Source organism: Streptomyces sp. NBC_01241, assembly GCF_041435435.1.
GTDB lineage: Bacteria > Actinomycetota > Actinomycetes > Streptomycetales > Streptomycetaceae > Streptomyces.
The window spans coordinates 1,432,343-1,447,985 of record NZ_CP108494.1 but is presented as its reverse complement, the minus strand read 5'-3'; the positions used below and the strand labels follow the sequence as shown (position 1 = coordinate 1,447,985).

The 15,643-nt window shown below is 70.7% G+C and carries 14 protein-coding genes and 1 riboswitch; of the genes, 12 read left to right on the top strand and 2 right to left on the bottom strand.

The genetic code is table 11. From position 1 onward, the window contains the following. The first annotated feature begins 166 nt into the window (after nucleotides 1-166). The 4 genes from OG306_RS06025 (at nucleotide 167) to OG306_RS06010 (ending at nucleotide 5,065) form a co-directional block, all read left to right on the top strand. Nucleotides 167-1,624: an aldehyde dehydrogenase family protein gene (locus OG306_RS06025; RefSeq protein WP_266745075.1), complete on the top strand. Its 1,458-nt coding sequence runs from the start codon at nucleotides 167-169 to the stop codon at nucleotides 1,622-1,624. 110 nt (nucleotides 1,625-1,734) lie between these two features. Beyond that, nucleotides 1,735-2,190 carry an Lrp/AsnC family transcriptional regulator gene (locus tag OG306_RS06020; RefSeq protein WP_266745074.1) on the top strand — a complete coding sequence of 152 codons (456 nt, stop codon included), beginning with the start codon at nucleotides 1,735-1,737 and terminating at the stop codon, nucleotides 2,188-2,190. 283 nt (nucleotides 2,191-2,473) lie between these two features. Then, nucleotides 2,474-3,271, top strand: coding sequence for a carbon-nitrogen hydrolase family protein (locus OG306_RS06015; RefSeq protein ID WP_266745073.1), 798 nt, complete (start codon nucleotides 2,474-2,476; stop codon nucleotides 3,269-3,271). Between the two features lie 87 nt (nucleotides 3,272-3,358). Further along, nucleotides 3,359-5,065, top strand: a complete 1,707-nt coding sequence (locus OG306_RS06010; RefSeq protein WP_266745072.1) for a flavin monoamine oxidase family protein — start codon at nucleotides 3,359-3,361, stop codon at nucleotides 5,063-5,065. A gap of 478 nt (nucleotides 5,066-5,543) precedes the next feature. Here OG306_RS06010 and OG306_RS06005 read toward each other — a convergent pair whose 3' ends face one another. Further along, nucleotides 5,544-6,935 (bottom strand): uracil-xanthine permease family protein, encoded by a 1,392-nt coding sequence (locus tag OG306_RS06005; protein ID WP_266745071.1) that lies wholly within the window; start codon nucleotides 6,933-6,935, stop codon nucleotides 5,544-5,546. Between the two features lie 174 nt (nucleotides 6,936-7,109). Next, nucleotides 7,110-8,342, bottom strand: a complete 1,233-nt coding sequence (locus OG306_RS06000; RefSeq protein WP_266745070.1) for an MFS transporter — start codon at nucleotides 8,340-8,342, stop codon at nucleotides 7,110-7,112. Between the two features lie 158 nt (nucleotides 8,343-8,500). On the opposite strand from OG306_RS06000, the gene OG306_RS05995 reads away from it, so the two are divergent. The 8 genes from OG306_RS05995 (at nucleotide 8,501) to hisG (ending at nucleotide 15,613) form a co-directional block, all read left to right on the top strand. After that, nucleotides 8,501-9,691 (top strand): ROK family transcriptional regulator, encoded by a 1,191-nt coding sequence (locus OG306_RS05995; protein ID WP_266907186.1) that lies wholly within the window; start codon nucleotides 8,501-8,503, stop codon nucleotides 9,689-9,691. 237 nt (nucleotides 9,692-9,928) lie between these two features. After that, a riboswitch (FMN riboswitch) is annotated at nucleotides 9,929-10,059 on the top strand. Between the two features lie 157 nt (nucleotides 10,060-10,216). Beyond that, complete coding sequence (gene ribD / locus OG306_RS05990) at nucleotides 10,217-11,317, top strand: bifunctional diaminohydroxyphosphoribosylaminopyrimidine deaminase/5-amino-6-(5-phosphoribosylamino)uracil reductase RibD (protein ID WP_266745068.1); 1,101 nt, start codon at nucleotides 10,217-10,219, stop codon at nucleotides 11,315-11,317. Further along, nucleotides 11,318-11,935 carry a riboflavin synthase gene (locus OG306_RS05985; protein WP_266745067.1) on the top strand — a complete coding sequence of 206 codons (618 nt, stop codon included), beginning with the start codon at nucleotides 11,318-11,320 and terminating at the stop codon, nucleotides 11,933-11,935. It abuts the gene before it with no gap. Further along, nucleotides 11,932-12,576: a nicotinamide mononucleotide transporter family protein gene (locus OG306_RS05980; RefSeq protein ID WP_266745066.1), complete on the top strand. Its 645-nt coding sequence runs from the start codon at nucleotides 11,932-11,934 to the stop codon at nucleotides 12,574-12,576. The genes OG306_RS05985 and OG306_RS05980 overlap by 4 nt, the downstream gene beginning before the upstream one ends. Further along, nucleotides 12,573-13,871: a bifunctional 3,4-dihydroxy-2-butanone-4-phosphate synthase/GTP cyclohydrolase II gene (locus tag OG306_RS05975; protein ID WP_266745065.1), complete on the top strand. Its 1,299-nt coding sequence runs from the start codon at nucleotides 12,573-12,575 to the stop codon at nucleotides 13,869-13,871. Before OG306_RS05980 ends, OG306_RS05975 begins: the two co-directional genes overlap by 4 nt. 29 nt (nucleotides 13,872-13,900) lie before the next feature. Next, entirely contained in the window at nucleotides 13,901-14,386 is a 486-nt protein-coding gene (gene ribH, locus OG306_RS05970) for a 6,7-dimethyl-8-ribityllumazine synthase (protein ID WP_266745064.1), read from the top strand. A gap of 35 nt (nucleotides 14,387-14,421) precedes the next feature. Further along, complete coding sequence (locus OG306_RS05965; protein ID WP_073739434.1) at nucleotides 14,422-14,694, top strand: phosphoribosyl-ATP diphosphatase; 273 nt, start codon at nucleotides 14,422-14,424, stop codon at nucleotides 14,692-14,694. 70 nt (nucleotides 14,695-14,764) lie between these two features. Continuing rightward, nucleotides 14,765-15,613 carry an ATP phosphoribosyltransferase gene (hisG, locus tag OG306_RS05960; RefSeq protein WP_266745063.1) on the top strand — a complete coding sequence of 283 codons (849 nt, stop codon included), beginning with the start codon at nucleotides 14,765-14,767 and terminating at the stop codon, nucleotides 15,611-15,613. Nucleotides 15,614-15,643 lie beyond the last annotated feature (30 nt).

The window sequence follows — 15,643 nt, the reverse complement described above, 5'->3', positions numbered from 1 at the left end:
CGGCCGTTCGAGCCGTGGGGGGCAACGGTGTTTCCAGGTGTCCTCGCGGTGTGCACGGATGTCCGATTCCGGCCCCCGGATCCCGCCCTGATCCACCTCAATCTCGTTGGGATGTAAGTAATATGAAGCCCAATCAGCCGCCCGTTCCTCTGTGGTAAGGGATCTCATGTCCTTCTTCACCGATCTGGCCCATCAGTACATCGACGGCGAGTGGAGGCCGGGCAAGGGGTCCTGGGACATCATCGACTTCAATCCGTACAACGGGGAGAAGCTCGCCTCGATCACGGTCGCCACGGCCGACGAGGTGGACCAGGCGTACCGGTCCGGCGAGGCCGCGCAGCGGGCATGGGGCGACACCAACCCGTACGCCCGGCGGCTGGTGCTGGAGCGGGCGCTGCGCGTCGTCGAGGAACGTGAGCCCGAGATCAGTGACGCGATCGTCGCGGAACTGGGCGGCACCCGGCTGAAGGCGGCCTTCGAGCTGCATCTCGCCAAGGAGTTCCTGCGGGAGTCGATCCAACTCGCGCTGCGGCCCGTCGGACAGATCCTGCCCTCGCCGACCGAGGGCAAGGAGAACCGCGTCTACCGGGTGCCCGTCGGCGTCGTGGGCGTCATCAGCCCGTTCAACTTCCCGTTCCTGTTGTCGCTGAAGTCCGTCGCCCCCGCACTGGCGCTCGGCAACGCGGTGGTGCTCAAGCCGCACCAGAACACCCCGGTCTGCGGCGGCACGCTGGTGGCGAAGGTGTTCGAGGAGGCGGGGCTGCCGGCCGGTCTCCTGAACGTCGTGGTCACCGACATCGCCGAGATCGGTGACGCGCTGCTGGAGCACCCCATTCCGCAGGTCATCTCCTTCACCGGTTCGGACAAGGTGGGACGGCACGTCGCCACGGTGTGCGCGGCGAACCTCAAGCGCGCCGTGCTCGAACTCGGTGGCAACAGCGCGCTCATCGTCCTCGACGATGCCGATCTGGACTACGCCGTGGACGCGGCCGTCTTCAGCCGGTACGTGCACCAGGGCCAGGTCTGCATGGCCGCGAACCGGATCCTGGTCGACCGGGCGGTGGAGAAGGAGTTCACCGAGAAGTTCGTCGCCAAGGTCGCCTCGCTGCCGGTCGGTGACCCGGCCGACCCGGAGACCGTGATCGGCCCGCTGATCAACTCCTCGCAGGCCGAGGCCATTTCCTCGCTCGTCGACCAGACCGTCGAAGCCGGTGCGACCGCCCTGCTGCACGGCCGGGCCGACGGCAACCTGGTGAGCCCGTCCGTGCTGACCGGGCTGGCCGCCGATTCCCCCGTCCTCTCCCAGGAGATCTTCGGGCCGGTCGCACTCCTCGTGCCGTTCGACGGTGACGACGAGGCGGTACGGATCGCCAACGACACCCCGTACGGCCTGAGCGGCGCCGTGCACACCGGCGACATCGAGCGCGGGGTACGGATCGGGCAGCGCGTCCACACCGGCATGATCCACATCAACGACGGCACGGTCCACGACGAGCCGATCGTCCCGTTCGGCGGCGAGAAGAGCTCCGGCCTCGGCCGGCTGAACGGCGATTCGATGGTCGACGCCTTCACTACGCAGAAGTGGATCTCGGTGCAGTACGGCCGTTCGCGGTTCCCGTTCTGACCGGTCACCGGATGAGGTGAGCGCGCCCGGCGGGCGGCGCCATGGTCTACTTCGGGGGCGGCTCCTGCCGCCCCCGAAGCAGATCATCGCAGAGAAGTGAACCGCCCGAAGTGCGCCTGAACGACCTCGACGAACGCATCGTCCACGCCCTCGCCGAAGACGCCCGGCGCTCCTACGCGGACATCGGCGCGATCATCGGCCTGTCCGCGCCCGCCGTGAAGCGCCGGGTGGACCGGCTGCGCGCCGAGGGCGCGATCACCGGCTTCACGGTGCGGGTGGACCCGGCGGCGCTGGGGTGGGAGACCGAGGGGTTCATCGAGATCTACTGCAGCCGGAACACGTCGCCGGAGGCGATCAAGCGGGGGCTCGCCCGGTATCCGGAGATCGCCTCGGCGTCCACGGTGACGGGCGAGGCCGACGCGATCGTGCAGGTCTTCGCCGCGGACATGCGCCACTTCGAGCAGGTGCTGGAGCGGATCGCGGGCGAGCCGTACGTGGAGCGGACGAAGTCCGTGCTGGTGCTTTCGCCGCTGCTCAGGCGGTACTCGTCGGGGACGCCCGAGTAGGGCGCCGCGCGACGGCCGGTGGCAGCCCCGTCCTCGATCGCCGGACGGCCTTGATCCGCGGGCGGGCCGAGACCTGTGGCACCTGCTTGACCTGCGAAGACGTCGAGCGCAATGAATCGCCGTCACCGGCCGTCGGCGCGCAATGGATCGATGGTGTGCGCGCAACGGTCGCGCCTTGTCGGGCCCACGCGGCGGACCGTACCGTCTGGGAGAACACTGAAGATCTCGGCCCGGCCGAGATCTTCAGCACCCTCCTACGTCCCCGCCCCGCCCGAGGTCAGCCATGCCACCGTTGCGCACCGCCCTGCTCCAGAACTCCGGACGAACCGGGCACGTGGACGAGAACCTCAAGGTGCTCGACGGAGCGGCGCGGCGGGCTGCGGAGGCCGGAGCCCGGCTGCTGGTCTGCCCCGAGCTGTTCCTGACCGGGTACGCGATCGGGGCCGATGTTTCCCGGCTGGCCGAGCCGGCCGACGGTCCTTCCGCCCGGGCGGTCGCCGAGATCGCCGTACGGCACGGCCTCGCGGTCCTCTACGGCTACCCGGAGCGTGCGGGCGAGAAGATCTTCAACGCCGCACAGCTCATCGGGCCGGACGGCGCGGCGCTCGCGAACTACCGCAAGACCCACCTCTTCGGCTGCTTCGAGCAGGAGTGGTTCACCCCGGGCGAGCAGCCCGTCGTCCAGGCCGAACTCGACGGCGTCCGCATCGGGATCGTGATCTGTTACGACGTCGAGTTCCCGGAGAACGTCCGTGCGCACGCCCTCGCGGGCACCGGTCTGCTGCTGGTGCCCACGGCGGTGATGCACCCCTTCCAGTTCGTCGCCGAGTCCGTCGTGCCAGTGCGCGCCTTCGAGAGCCAGCTGTACGTGGCGTACGTCAACAGGACTGGCCAGGAAGGCGAGTTCGAGTTCGTCGGGCTGAGCTGCCTGGCCGGTCCCGACGGCGCCGTCCGCGCCCGCGCCGGACGTGGCGAGGAGCTCGTCATCGGTGAGGTCGACCCCGAGTTCCTGAGCGCGTCCCGCGCCGCCAACCCGTATCTGCGCGACCGCCGCCCCGGTCTGTACAGCTCCCTCGTCTGAACCCGTCACCCCGCCCCGGTCTGTACGGCTCCCTCGTCTGAACCCGTCACCCCGTCCCGTCCTTTTTGCGCAAGGAGTCCGTACCCCATGACGTCCACGGTGCCCAACGCCGTCCAGCACACCGACGCCACCGAGCCGATCACCATGTTCGGGCCGGACTTCCCCTACGCGTACGACGACTTCCTTGCGCACCCCGCGGGCATCGGGCAGATACCGGCGACCGAGCACGGCACCGAGGTCGCCGTCATCGGGGGCGGGCTCTCCGGCATCGTCGCCGCGTACGAGCTGATGAAGATGGGGCTCAGGCCCGTCGTCTACGAAGCGGACGAGATCGGCGGCCGGCTGCGTACCGTCGGATTCGACGGCTGCGGCCCCGAACTCACCGCCGAGATGGGCGCGATGCGGTTCCCGCCGTCCTCCACCGCGCTCCAGTACTACATCGATTTGGTCGGCCTGGAGACGAAGCCGTTCCCCAACCCGCTCTCCCCGGCCACCCCGTCGACCGTCGTCGACCTCAAGGGCACCTCGCACTACGCGCGGACCGTCGACGATCTGCCGCAGGTCTACCGTGAGGTGATGGACGCCTGGAACCGGTGTCTGGAGGAGGGCGCGGACTTCTCCGACATGAACCGGGCGATGCGCGAACGCGATGTGCCGCGCATCCGGGAGATCTGGGCGGAGCTCGTCCACAAGCTCGACAACCAGACCTTCTACGGATTTCTCTGTGACTCCGACGCGTTCAAGTCGTTCCGTCACCGGGAGATCTTCGGCCAGGTCGGCTTCGGTACCGGCGGCTGGGACACCGACTTCCCCAACTCCATCCTGGAGATCCTGCGCGTCGTCTACACCGAGGCGGACGACCACCACCGCTCCATCGTCGGCGGCAGCCAGCAGCTCCCGCTGCGGCTCTGGGACCGCGAACCGCAGAAGATCGTCCACTGGCCGCTCGGCACCTCGCTGTCCTCGCTGCACGGGGGCGAACCGCGCCCCGCCGTGACCCGGCTGCACCGCACCGCCGGAAACCGGATCACCGTCACCGACGCCACCGGCGACATCCGCACCTACCCGGCCGCCGTCTTCACCGGGCAGTCCTGGCTGCTGCTCTCGAAGATCGACTGCGACGACGCGCTGTTCCCGATCGACCACTGGACGGCGATGGAGCGCACCCACTACATGGAGTCGTCGAAGCTGTTCGTCCCCGTCGACCGGCCGTTCTGGCTGGACCGGGCCGTCGACGGCGCCGGGGAGCCGACCGGGCGGGACGTCATGTCGATGACGCTCACCGACCGGATGACCCGGGGGACGTACCTCCTGGACGACGGCCCCGACCGGCCCGCCGTCATCTGCCTCTCGTACACCTGGTGCGACGACAGCCTGAAGTGGCTGCCGCTCTCGGCGAACGAGCGCATGGACGTCATGCTCAAGTCGCTGGGCGAGATCTATCCGGGCGTTGACATCAGGAAGCACATCATCGGCAACCCGGTGACGGTCTCGTGGGAGAACGAGCCGTATTTCATGGGGGCGTTCAAGGCCAACCTGCCGGGTCACTACCGGTATCAGCGGCGGTTGTTCACCCACTTCATGCAGGACCGGCTGCCCGCCGACCGGCGGGGGCTGTTCCTCGCGGGCGACGACATCTCCTGGACGGCCGGATGGGCCGAGGGCGCCGTACAGACCGCGCTCAACGCCGTCTGGGGCGTGATGACCCGGTTCGGCGGCGCGACCGATGCGACGAACCCCGGCCCCGGCGACGTCTTCGACGACATCGCCCCGGTCGAACTCCCGGAGGACTGAAGGCGGTTCGGCGCTACGCGGGTCGGCAGACGCTGCGCTGCCGGCCCAGGCCCGAGAACTCGACCTCCATCACATCGTCCGGACCCAGAACCGGCACGCCCGGCGTCTACCGGGGCTCGGGGTGGCAGGAGTTCGGCAGTACCTCCACCGAGGGGACGCCGGCTGTCCCGGCCGTCTCCGGGGCGTTCCGGGTCCGCGAGGCCACCGCGCGGGACGCCGCGGAGGTGGCCGCCCTGCACCATGCGCACCACGCCTGTGGCGCTCGACCTGTGCGGGCGGCTACAACATCGAGACGGGGGACATCGCTCTCGCCCAGTCCGGTGGCTGCAAGCCCGGGCCCAGCTACTGCGCCGAGGGCAATGTCGTGCGCGCGCTCGGCGGCGACCCGACGAAGATGCGTTTCACCATTGCATACACCGTGAAGATCGAGAACGGCGCCCGCGCCCCCGAGATGAAGCTGGTGTGCAGGCAGTGCGCCCTACGCCCTGCCCGTCGGATCCTGTTCGTCGTAGGCCGACGTCCCCGAGTCCAGCAGGGGCTCCTGGGTCTTGAGGTGCGCCGGGGCGAAGGCCCGCAGTACGTGGTAGCCGGTGATCACCACGATGGTGCCCAGCGCGATACCGCTCAGCTGGAAGGTGTCGGTGATCTTCAGGCTGACCCCGCCGACGCCGATGATGATGCCTGCGGCGGCCGGGACCAGGTTCAGCGGATTGCGCAGATCGACCTTGGCGTGCAGCCAGATCTGGGCGCCGAGGAGGCCGATCATGCCGTACAGGATGACGGTGATGCCGCCGAGCACACCGCCCGGGATGGCGGCGACGACCGCGCCGAACTTGGGGCAGAGACCGAAGAGCAGGGCGAAGCAGGCGGCGGCCCAGTACGCGGCGGTGGAGTAGACGCGGGTCGCGGCCATGACGCCGATGTTCTCGGAGTACGTGGTGTTCGGCGGGCCGCCCACTGCGGTCGACAGCATCGACGCGGCGCCGTCGGCGGCGATCGCGGTGCCCAGCTTGTCGTCCAGCGAGGCGCCGGTCATCTCGCCGACGGCCTTCACGTGCCCGGCGTTCTCGGCGATCAGCGCGATGACCACGGGCAGGGCGACCAGGATCGCCGACCACTCGAAGCTCGGCGCGTGGAAGGACGGGAGCCCGATCCAGTCGGCCTCGGCGACACCCGACAGGTCGAGCCGCCAGTGGTCGACGGCCTGGGCGCCGCCCACCGGGGAGTGGATCTTGCCGAAGACCAGGTCGAGGACCCAGGACAGCACGTACCCGAAGACCAGGCCCAGGAAGATCGCGATACGCGAGAAGAATCCGCGCAGGCACACCACGGCCAGTCCGGTGAACAGCATCACCAGCAGCGCCGTCCACTGGTCCTGCGGCCAGTACGTCGACGCGGTCACCGGAGCCAGGTTGAAACCGATCAGCATGACGACGGCGCCGGTGACCACCGGCGGCATCGCCGCGTGGATGATCCGGGCGCCGAACCGCTGCACCGCGAGACCGGCGAGGAAGAGCACCACACCGACGACGAAGACCGCACCGGTGACCACGGCGCTGGACCCGCCGCTCGCCCGGATCGTTGCGGCGACCCCGACGAAGGAGAGCGAACAGCCGAGGTAGCTGGGCACCTGGCCGCGCGTCGCCAGCAGGAAGATGGCCGTCGCGACACCCGACATCATGATCGCCAGGTTCGGATCCAGGCCCATGAGTACCGGAGCGACGAACGAGGCACCGAACATCGCGACCACGTGCTGGGCGCCCAGTCCGAACGTACGGGGCCAGGAGAGCCGTTCGTCCGGCCGGACCACGGCCCCCGGCGCGGGGGTCTTCCCGTCTCCGTGCAAGGTCCAGCGCACGCCGAGGCCCATGGTTACCCCCTGTGTGTAGATACGGAGTCCACTGCCTGGCCCGGCATGGTGCTCACCGCAGAAATGATCAGCGCCATGATAGTGCCGGATCACGGCGCGCCCGCGGCCGGGCCGCGGGCGGGGGAGCGCCGCCGCTGTGCGGGCCGGGGGCCCGCGCCCCGCACAGCCTTCGGCTCAGGGGCGCGGCTCGGCCGCCGCCGCGCTCGCAGCGCCGGTGCCCGAGGACGGCACGGCCCTGCGGTCGGCCGCCCGCAGCACCCCGGCCCCCAGCACCAGGCCGAACGCCAGTACCGTCACCAGGCCGAACGAGACGACCAGCGACGTCGCCTCGGCCAGCGAGCCGATCGCGGACGGGGCGATGAGCCCGGAGGTGTACGTGATGGTGGCGACGCCCGCGATCGCCTGACTCGGGTTCGGGCCGCTGCGCCCGGCCGCCGCGAAGGCGAGCGGGACGACCACGGCGACACCGAGGCCGAGGAGCCCGAAACCGCACATCGCCAGTACCGCGTTCGGTGACGCGACCACGAGCAGCCCGCCGAGGGTCGCGAGGACGCCGCCCACCCGTACGGTCCGGACCGCGCCGAAGCGGTCGACGACCTTGTCGCCGGCGATCCGGGCGACCGCCATGGTGAGCGCGAACGCCGTCGTGGACGCCGCGGCGAGCCCGGCGGAGGTGTCCATGATGTCCCGCAGATAGACCGCCGACCAGTCCAGGCTGGCACCCTCCGCGAATACCGCGCAGAAGCCCACCGCGCCGATGATCAGCGCGGACTTCGGCGGCAGCGCGAAGCGCGGCGGCGGCTCCTCGTCCGGTTCGCTGCGCAGATCCAGTACGCCCTGGCAGGCGATCAGGCCCAGCGCGGTGAGGACGAGCGCGGCGATGGAGTGGTGCAGCCGGGCGTCGGCGCCCAGATGCGCGGCCACCGTGCCCGCGGCCGAACCGATCAGGGCGCCCACGCTCCACATCCCGTGCAGCCCGGACATGATCGACTTGTCGAGGCGGTTCTCCACCTCCACGCCGAGGGCGTTCATCGCCACGTCGGACATGCCGGCCGATGCCCCGTACACGAAGAGCGCCGCGCACAGCGTCAGCAGGTTGGGGGCCAGCGCGGGCAGGATCAGCGCCAGCGTCCACAGGGCCAGCAGCCCGCGCAGTGCGGTCCGGGCGCCGAAGCGATGGCTGATCGCGCCGGCCAGCGGCATCGACAGTGAGGCACCGATCGCGGGGAAGGCGAGGGCCAGGCCGAGCTGTCCGGCACTGACCCCGGCGTGGTCCTGGATCCAGGGCACCCGGGTGGCGAAGCTGCCGGTGACCGCGCCGTGCACGGTGAAGACCGCGGCGACGGCGAATCTGGCCCGCCTCACCTGCTCCATGCCGAAGACCGCCTCTGTGGAATCCGTTGTCATACCGCCGTGCCCTCCCCTGGGAATCCTCTGCCGCCGGCGATCCCGGCGCCCGCCTCCACGGTGCCGAGGTAAATTATCAGGAACCCTGCCTGATAAATAGTGCATCTGCTCAGTCCATGCCTTCATCCCGTGCGGCAGTGACCTGGAAGGATCCCGGTATGCCCGCATCACCGAGCACCGCCCGGGCCATCAACGACCGTCTCGCCCTGCGACTGCTCCAGCAGGACGGCCCGTTGACGGCCACGCAGCTGAAGACCCTGACCGGCCTCTCCCGGCCCACCGTCGCCGACCTCGTCGAACGGCTTCAGGGGGCCGGTCTGATCAGGGTGGTCGGTGAGGCGGGCGCCGAGCGCCGCGGCCCCAACGCCCGCCTGTACGGGATCGCCGCCGACCGCGCGCACCTCGCCGCGCTCGACGTACGCACCGGCAGCGTCGCCGTGGTCGTCGCCGATCTCCTCGGTGCCACGCTCGCCGAGGCCACCCTGCCCATCGGCAGCGACACCGACACCGAGTCCGCCGCCGAACAGGCCGCCGCGCTGCTGGAGCGCACCGCGCGCGAGGCGGGCGCCGCCCCGCTGCACAGCGTCGGCGTCGGCGCGCCCGGCCTGATCGACCCGGTCACCGGGGAACTGCGCGACACCACCGGGCTGCCCGCCTGGCACCGGCGGCTGGTCCGGGTGCTCCAGCAGCGGCTGCCCGCCACCGTGCTGGTGGAGAACGAGACCAATCTCGCCGCCGTCGCCGAACATCGCAGCGGCGCGGCCCGTGACCGTGACACCTTCGTCCTGTTCTGGCTCGGCAACGGCGTCGGTGCGGCCGTCATGCTGGACGGGAAGCTCCGGCGCGGGGCCTCCGGCGGCGCGGGCGAGATCGGCTTCCTGCCGGTGCCCGGCGCGGCCGGTACCCCCTCGGCCGTCAACTGCGACGGCGGGTTTCACTCCTTGGTGGGTTCTGCCCCGGTCTGCGAACTGGCCGGCACCCACGGCATCGTGGTGCCTGCGGACACTGCCGACGGGGACAAGGAGCCGGGTGCTGCGTTCGCGGTACGGGCCGCCCTGGCGGGGGAGGGGGACAGCGAGGCGTTCCTGGACGCCCTCGCCGGACGTCTCGCGCTGGGTGCCGCCGCCATCGCCTCGGTCCTCGACCCGGGCTGTGTGCTGCTCGCGGGCGAGGTCGGCCACGCGGGTGGCGACGCGCTCGCGGCCCGGGTCGAGGAGCGGCTCACCACGATGTCCCCCTTGCGTACGGAGGTCAGGGCCGGGTGGCTGGGTGGCGCCGCGGTGCTCCGCGGCGCGCTGCTCGCGGCCCGGGAGGCGGCTCAGGACGAGCTGTTCACTCCGGTCGGCTGAGCATGGCCGGGCCCGGCGGCGACCGGGGGCGAACCGGTCACCGCCGAGCGGTCGGAGGAGGGGGCAGCAGGCCCCGAGGTCCTGCCGGACACCCCGGTCACCGGTGGAGCCGGGCGTCTTGCCCTTCGTCCACCACGTGGTTTTCCGGCCCCGGCCCGGGGTCCTTGTGAGCCACCCCACAAGTACTCACCCATATGGCCCATCGGTGGGCATGGCACACTGATCGGGTACCAGCAGCAGCGCACTCCGGGGTCGGTGCAATTCCGAACCGGCGGTTATAGTCCGCGACCCGTCCGCATCCAGCGGCCGGTTGACCAGGTGGGATTCCTGGACCGACGGTTAAAGTCCGGATGGGAGGCAGTGCGCGGCGGGCCGTTTCACGGGTACGCCGCCGTCGGCGGATGGTTTTCGGGCAACCGATCCATCCGTTTGTTCCGGCTTTCGGCGTTCCCCTGTTGCGTTCCCGCTTCATCTGTCGTTGTCGACAGGCCCCGGAGTCCGTGCCCGAAGAGGCAGGAGGACCCGGTGGACACCGCAGCCGACATCACCGCCATGCGCCGAGCGATCGCGCTCGCCGCCCGCGGTCTCGGCTCCAGCAGCCCCAATCCGGTCGTCGGTTGCGTCATCCTCGACGCCGCGGGCCAACCGGCCGGCGAGGGCTTCCACCGGCGCGCCGGTGGGCCGCACGCCGAGATCCACGCCTTGCGCGGCGCGGGCGACCGCGCCCGTGGCGGCACCGCCTACGTCACCCTCGAGCCCTGTAACCACACCGGCCGCACCGGCCCCTGCGCCCAGGCCCTCATCGAGGCCGGTGTCGCCCGGGTCGTCTACGCGGTCGGCGACCCGAACCCGCAGGCCACCGGCGGTGCCGACACCCTGCGCGCGGCCGGGATCAAGGCCGAGCAGGGGCTCCTCGCCGACGAGGCCGTGGCGGGCAACGCGGCCTGGCTGACCTCGGTGCGCCTGGGCCGCCCGTACGTCCTGTGGAAGTACGCGGCGACCCTCGACGGCCGGATCGCGGCCGCCGACGCCACCAGCCGCTGGATCACCTCGCCCGAGTCCCGCGCCGACGTCCACCGGCTGCGCGCCGAGGCCGACGCCGTCGTGGTCGGTTCCGGCACCGCCCGTACCGACGACCCGCAGCTCGGCGTACGGGGCATCGAAAGCGCCGTACAGCCCCTGCGGGTGGTCGTGGACACCGGCGCCGCCGCCGTGCGCCCCGGCGCCCGCGTCCTCGACGACACCGCGCCCACGCTGATCGCCGTCGCCGCCGACGCCGACGCCGACCACCTCCCCGAAGAAGCCGTACTGCGGCTGCCGCGCGCCGCCACCGGCCCCGGCCTGGACATCACCGCTCTGCTCAGCGCCCTGTACGGGCGGGGCGTTCGCTCCGTACTCCTCGAAGGCGGCCCGACCCTGGCCGGGGCCTTCGTCGCCGCGGGAACAGTCGACAAGGTCGTCGGCTATCTCGCCCCCGTGCTCCTCGGCGCCGGCCCCGCGGCCCTCGCCGACGCCGGAATCACCACCATCGCCGAGGCGTTGCGCCTCGATGTCACCGAGACCGTCCGTATCGGCCCCGATCTGCGTATCACCGCCGTACCCGGCCCTGCCCGGAAGGGAATCTGAGTGTTCACCGGAATTGTCGAAGAACTGGGTGAAGTCACCGCCGTCGAGAAGCTCGGCGACGCCTCCCGCTTCCGCCTGCGCGGTCCCGTGGTCACCGAAGGCGCGAAGCACGGCGACTCCATCGCCGTCAACGGCGTCTGCCTCACCGTCGTCGACCTGGGCGAGGGCGAGTTCACCGCCGACGTGATGGCCGAGACCCTGAACCGGTCCAGCCTCGGCGCCCTGGAGACCGGCTCCCGGGTCAACCTGGAACGCCCCATGGCGCTCGGCGGCCGGCTCGGCGGCCACATCGTCCAGGGCCACGTCGACGGCACCGGCCGCATCGTCGAGCGCACGATCTCCGAGAACTGGGAGATCGTGAAGATCTCCCTCCCGGCGGACCTGACCCGCTATGTGGTGGAGAAGGGGTCGATCACCGTCGACGGCGTCAGCCTGACCGTGGTGGACGCGGGACCCGACTACTTCACCCTCAGCCTCATCCCCACCACCCTCGCCCTGACCACCCTCGGCATCAAGAAGCCCGGCGACCCGGTCAACCTGGAGGTGGACGTCATCGCGAAGTACGTCGAGCGGCTGCTCGGCGACACCGCCCGGGACCCCGAGGAGCCGGTGAAGTGACGGCGCTGAACTGGCTGAACTCGGAGGCGTTCACCGTCTTCGGACAGCACATCATCTGGTCCGACATGATCGGCAACACCGTCGGTCTGATCGCGCTGACCCTGGGCTGGCTCCGCTCGATCTGGACCTGGCCCGCCCAGCTCCTGTCCGGCGTCGTCCTGGTCGCCGCCAACGTCTCCGTGCACCAGGCGGGCAGCGTCGGCAAGCAGCTCGTCGTCATCGCCGTGGCCGTCTGGGGCTGGCAGCAGTGGACCCGGGGCAGGCGGCAGGCCCAGGACGGCTCCATCGCCGTACGGTTCGCCACCTGGCGCGAGCGCGGCTACCTGCTGGGCGGCGCCGCAGTCGGCACCCTCGCGGTCGGCGGCCTGTTCACCGCGTTCCCCTCGCTCTCCTGGAGCCCGTGGGCGGACGCGTACATATTCGCCGGGACACTCGTCGCGATGCTCGCCCAGGCCCGCGGCATGGTCGAGTTCTGGTTCGCCTGGCTGCTGGTCGACCTGGTCGGCGTACCGCTGAACTTCCACAGCGGCCTCGCCTTCTCCGGTCTCATCTACGTCGTGTACGGCGCCCTCGTCCTGTGGGGCATGCGCGACTGGTGGCTGCGTTCGCGGACACCCGCTCTGGAAGGAGCCACGGCATGACTGCCCAGCCCGCCTGGTTGCACCGGGAACACGAGAGCGTCGTCGAGGACCTCACGCTCGACCCCATCGAGCAGGCGATCCGCGACATCGCCGCCGGACGGCCCGTCGTGGTCGTCGACGACGAGGACCGGGAGAACGAGGGCGACCTCGTCATCGCGGCCGAGAAGGCCACCCCCGAGATCGTCGCGTTCATGATGAGCGAGTGCCGCGGCCTGATCTGCGCACCCATGGAGAACGACGAGCTGGAACGGCTCGAACTGCCGCAGATGGTCGCCCACAACACCGAGTCGATGCGTACGGCGTTCACCGTCTCCGTCGACGCCTCGGCGGCGCACGGCGTGAGCACCGGCATCTCCGCCGCAGACCGGGCCGCCACGCTCCGGCTGCTGGCGGGCGGCGAGGCGGGCCCCGGCGACTTCGTACGGCCCGGCCACATCTTCCCGCTCCGCGCCCGCTCCGGCGGTGTGCTGGTCCGCAACGGCCACACCGAGGCCGCCGTCGACCTCGCCCGGCTCGCCGGACTGCGGCCCGCCGGAGCGATCGTCGAGATCGCCGGCGAGGACGGCGTGATGCTGCGGCTGCCGCAGCTCGTCCCGTTCGCCCGCAAGCACGGCCTCACGATCATCTCCATCGAGGACCTGATCGCCTACCGCCGCTCCTCGGAACCGACCGTCCGCCGCGAGGCCGAGGTACGGCTGCCGACGGGCTTCGGCGCGTTCACCGCGTACGGCTACCGCTCCACGGCCGACGGCGTCGAGCATGTCGCGCTCGTCCACGGCGACGTCGGCGGCGGCGACGACATCCTGGTACGGATCCACTCCGAGTGCCTGACCGGCGACATCTTCCAGTCGCAGCGCTGCGACTGCGGGCCCCAGCTCCATGCCTCCATGCGCCGGATCACCGAGGAGGGCCGCGGCGTCGTCGTCTATCTGCGCGGCCACGAGGGCCGGGGCATCGGCCTGCTGTCCAAGCTGCGCGCCTACGAACTCCAGGAACGCGGCAGCGACACCCTCGACGCCAACCTGGAACTCGGCCTGCCCGCCGACGCCCGGGACTACGCGGCGGGTGCCCAGATCCTCAAGGACCTCGGCGTCCGGAGCCTGCGGCTGATGACCAACAACCCCGACAAGACGGCCGCGGTCGTGCGGCACGGTCTGGCCGTCACCGGCCGCGAACCGATGCCCGTCCAGGCCGGCGAACACAATCTGCGCTACCTGCGCACCAAGCGCGACCGCATGGGGCACGACCTGCCCTGGCTCGACGCCGCCACGGCGTCGACCTGCGGCAACCAGTGAACGATCACGAAACGAGCGGTAGGAGAAACATGAGCGGCAAGGGCGCACCCGAACTGTCCGTACGCAACTGCGGCGACCTGCGCGTGGCGGTCGTCGCCGCGCAGTGGCACGAGAAGATCATGGACGGACTCGTCGACGGTGCCCTGCGCGCCCTGCACGAGCTGGGCATCGACGAGCCGACCCTGCTCCGGGTGCCCGGCAGCTTCGAGCTCCCGGTCGTCGCCAAGGTCCTCGCCGGCCGCGGCTACGACGCGATCGTCGCCCTCGGCGTGATCATCCGCGGCGGCACCCCGCACTTCGAGTACGTGTCCCACGGCGTCACCAACGGCCTCACCCAGGTCGCCGTCGACACCGGAGTCCCGGTCGGCTTCGGCGTACTCACCTGCGACACCGAGGAGCAGGCCCTCGACCGGGCAGGACTGGAAGGCTCCAACGAGGACAAGGGACACGAAGCGGTCACCGCGGCCGTCGCCACCGCCGCGACGCTGCGCACCGTCAGCGAGCCCTGGCGCTGATCGGAGGTCCCGGACCCCGTAGTCTAAGGACCATCATGGCGAACAAAACCTTCGAAGAGCTCTTCGCCGAGCTGCAGCTCAAGGCCGCCGACGGCGATCCCTCCACCTCCCGCACCGCCGAGCTGGTGGACAAGGGCGTCCATGCCATCGGCAAGAAGGTCGTCGAGGAGGCCGCCGAAGTCTGGATGGCCGCCGAGCACGAGAGCAAGGACGCCGCCGCCGAGGAGATCTCCCAGCTGCTGTACCACGTCCAGGTGATGATGGTCGCCCGCGGAATCTCCCTCGACGACGTCTACGCCCATCTCTGAGCACGACCTCCGCACCACGCACATCCGCACACCGCACCGGACTCCCTCCTCGCAAAGGAAACCTGACCTCATGCTGCGCATCGCCGTTCCCAACAAGGGTTCACTCTCCGGGCCTGCGATGGCGATGCTCCATGAGGCCGGCTACCAGCAGCGCAAGGAGTCCAAGGAGCTCGTCCTCGTCGACCCCGAGAACGAGGTCGAGTTCTTCTACCTGCGCCCCCGCGACATCGCGATCTACGTCAGCTCCGGCCGCCTCGACATCGGCATCACCGGCCGCGACCTGCTGCTGGACTCCGGTGCCGACGCCGAGGAGATCCTCCAGCTCGGCTTCGCCCGCTCCACCTTCCGCTACGCCACCAAGCCCGGCACGGCCCAGGGCCCGCAGGACTTCGACGGCAGGACGATCGCCACCTCCTACGAGGGCATCGTCGCCAAGCACCTCGCCGACCTCGGCGTCAACGCTTCCGTCGTCCACCTCGACGGCGCGGTCGAGACCGCCATCGAGCTCGGCGTCGCCCAGATCATCGCCGACGTCGTGGAGACCGGCACCAGCCTGCGCAACGCCGGACTCGAAGTCATCGGCGAGCCGATCATGACGTCGGAAGCCGTCGTCATCCGCCGCACCGGCGCACCGGACGACGACCCCAAGGTGCAGCAGTTCCTCCGCCGCCTCCAGGGCGTCCTGGTCGCCCGCTCCTACGTGATGATGGACTACGACTGCCGCGTCGAGCACCTGGAGCGCGCGGTCGCCCTCACCCCGGGCCTGGAGTCGCCGACCATCTCCCCGCTGCACCACGAGGGCTGGGTCGCCGTCCGCTCCATGGTCGCCGCCCGCGAGGCCCAGCGGATCATGGACGATCTGTACGACCTCGGCGCCCGCGCCATCCTCACCACCGCCATCCACGCCTGCCGCCTCTGACGGCCGGGCGACCACCCGGAAGACAGAAGA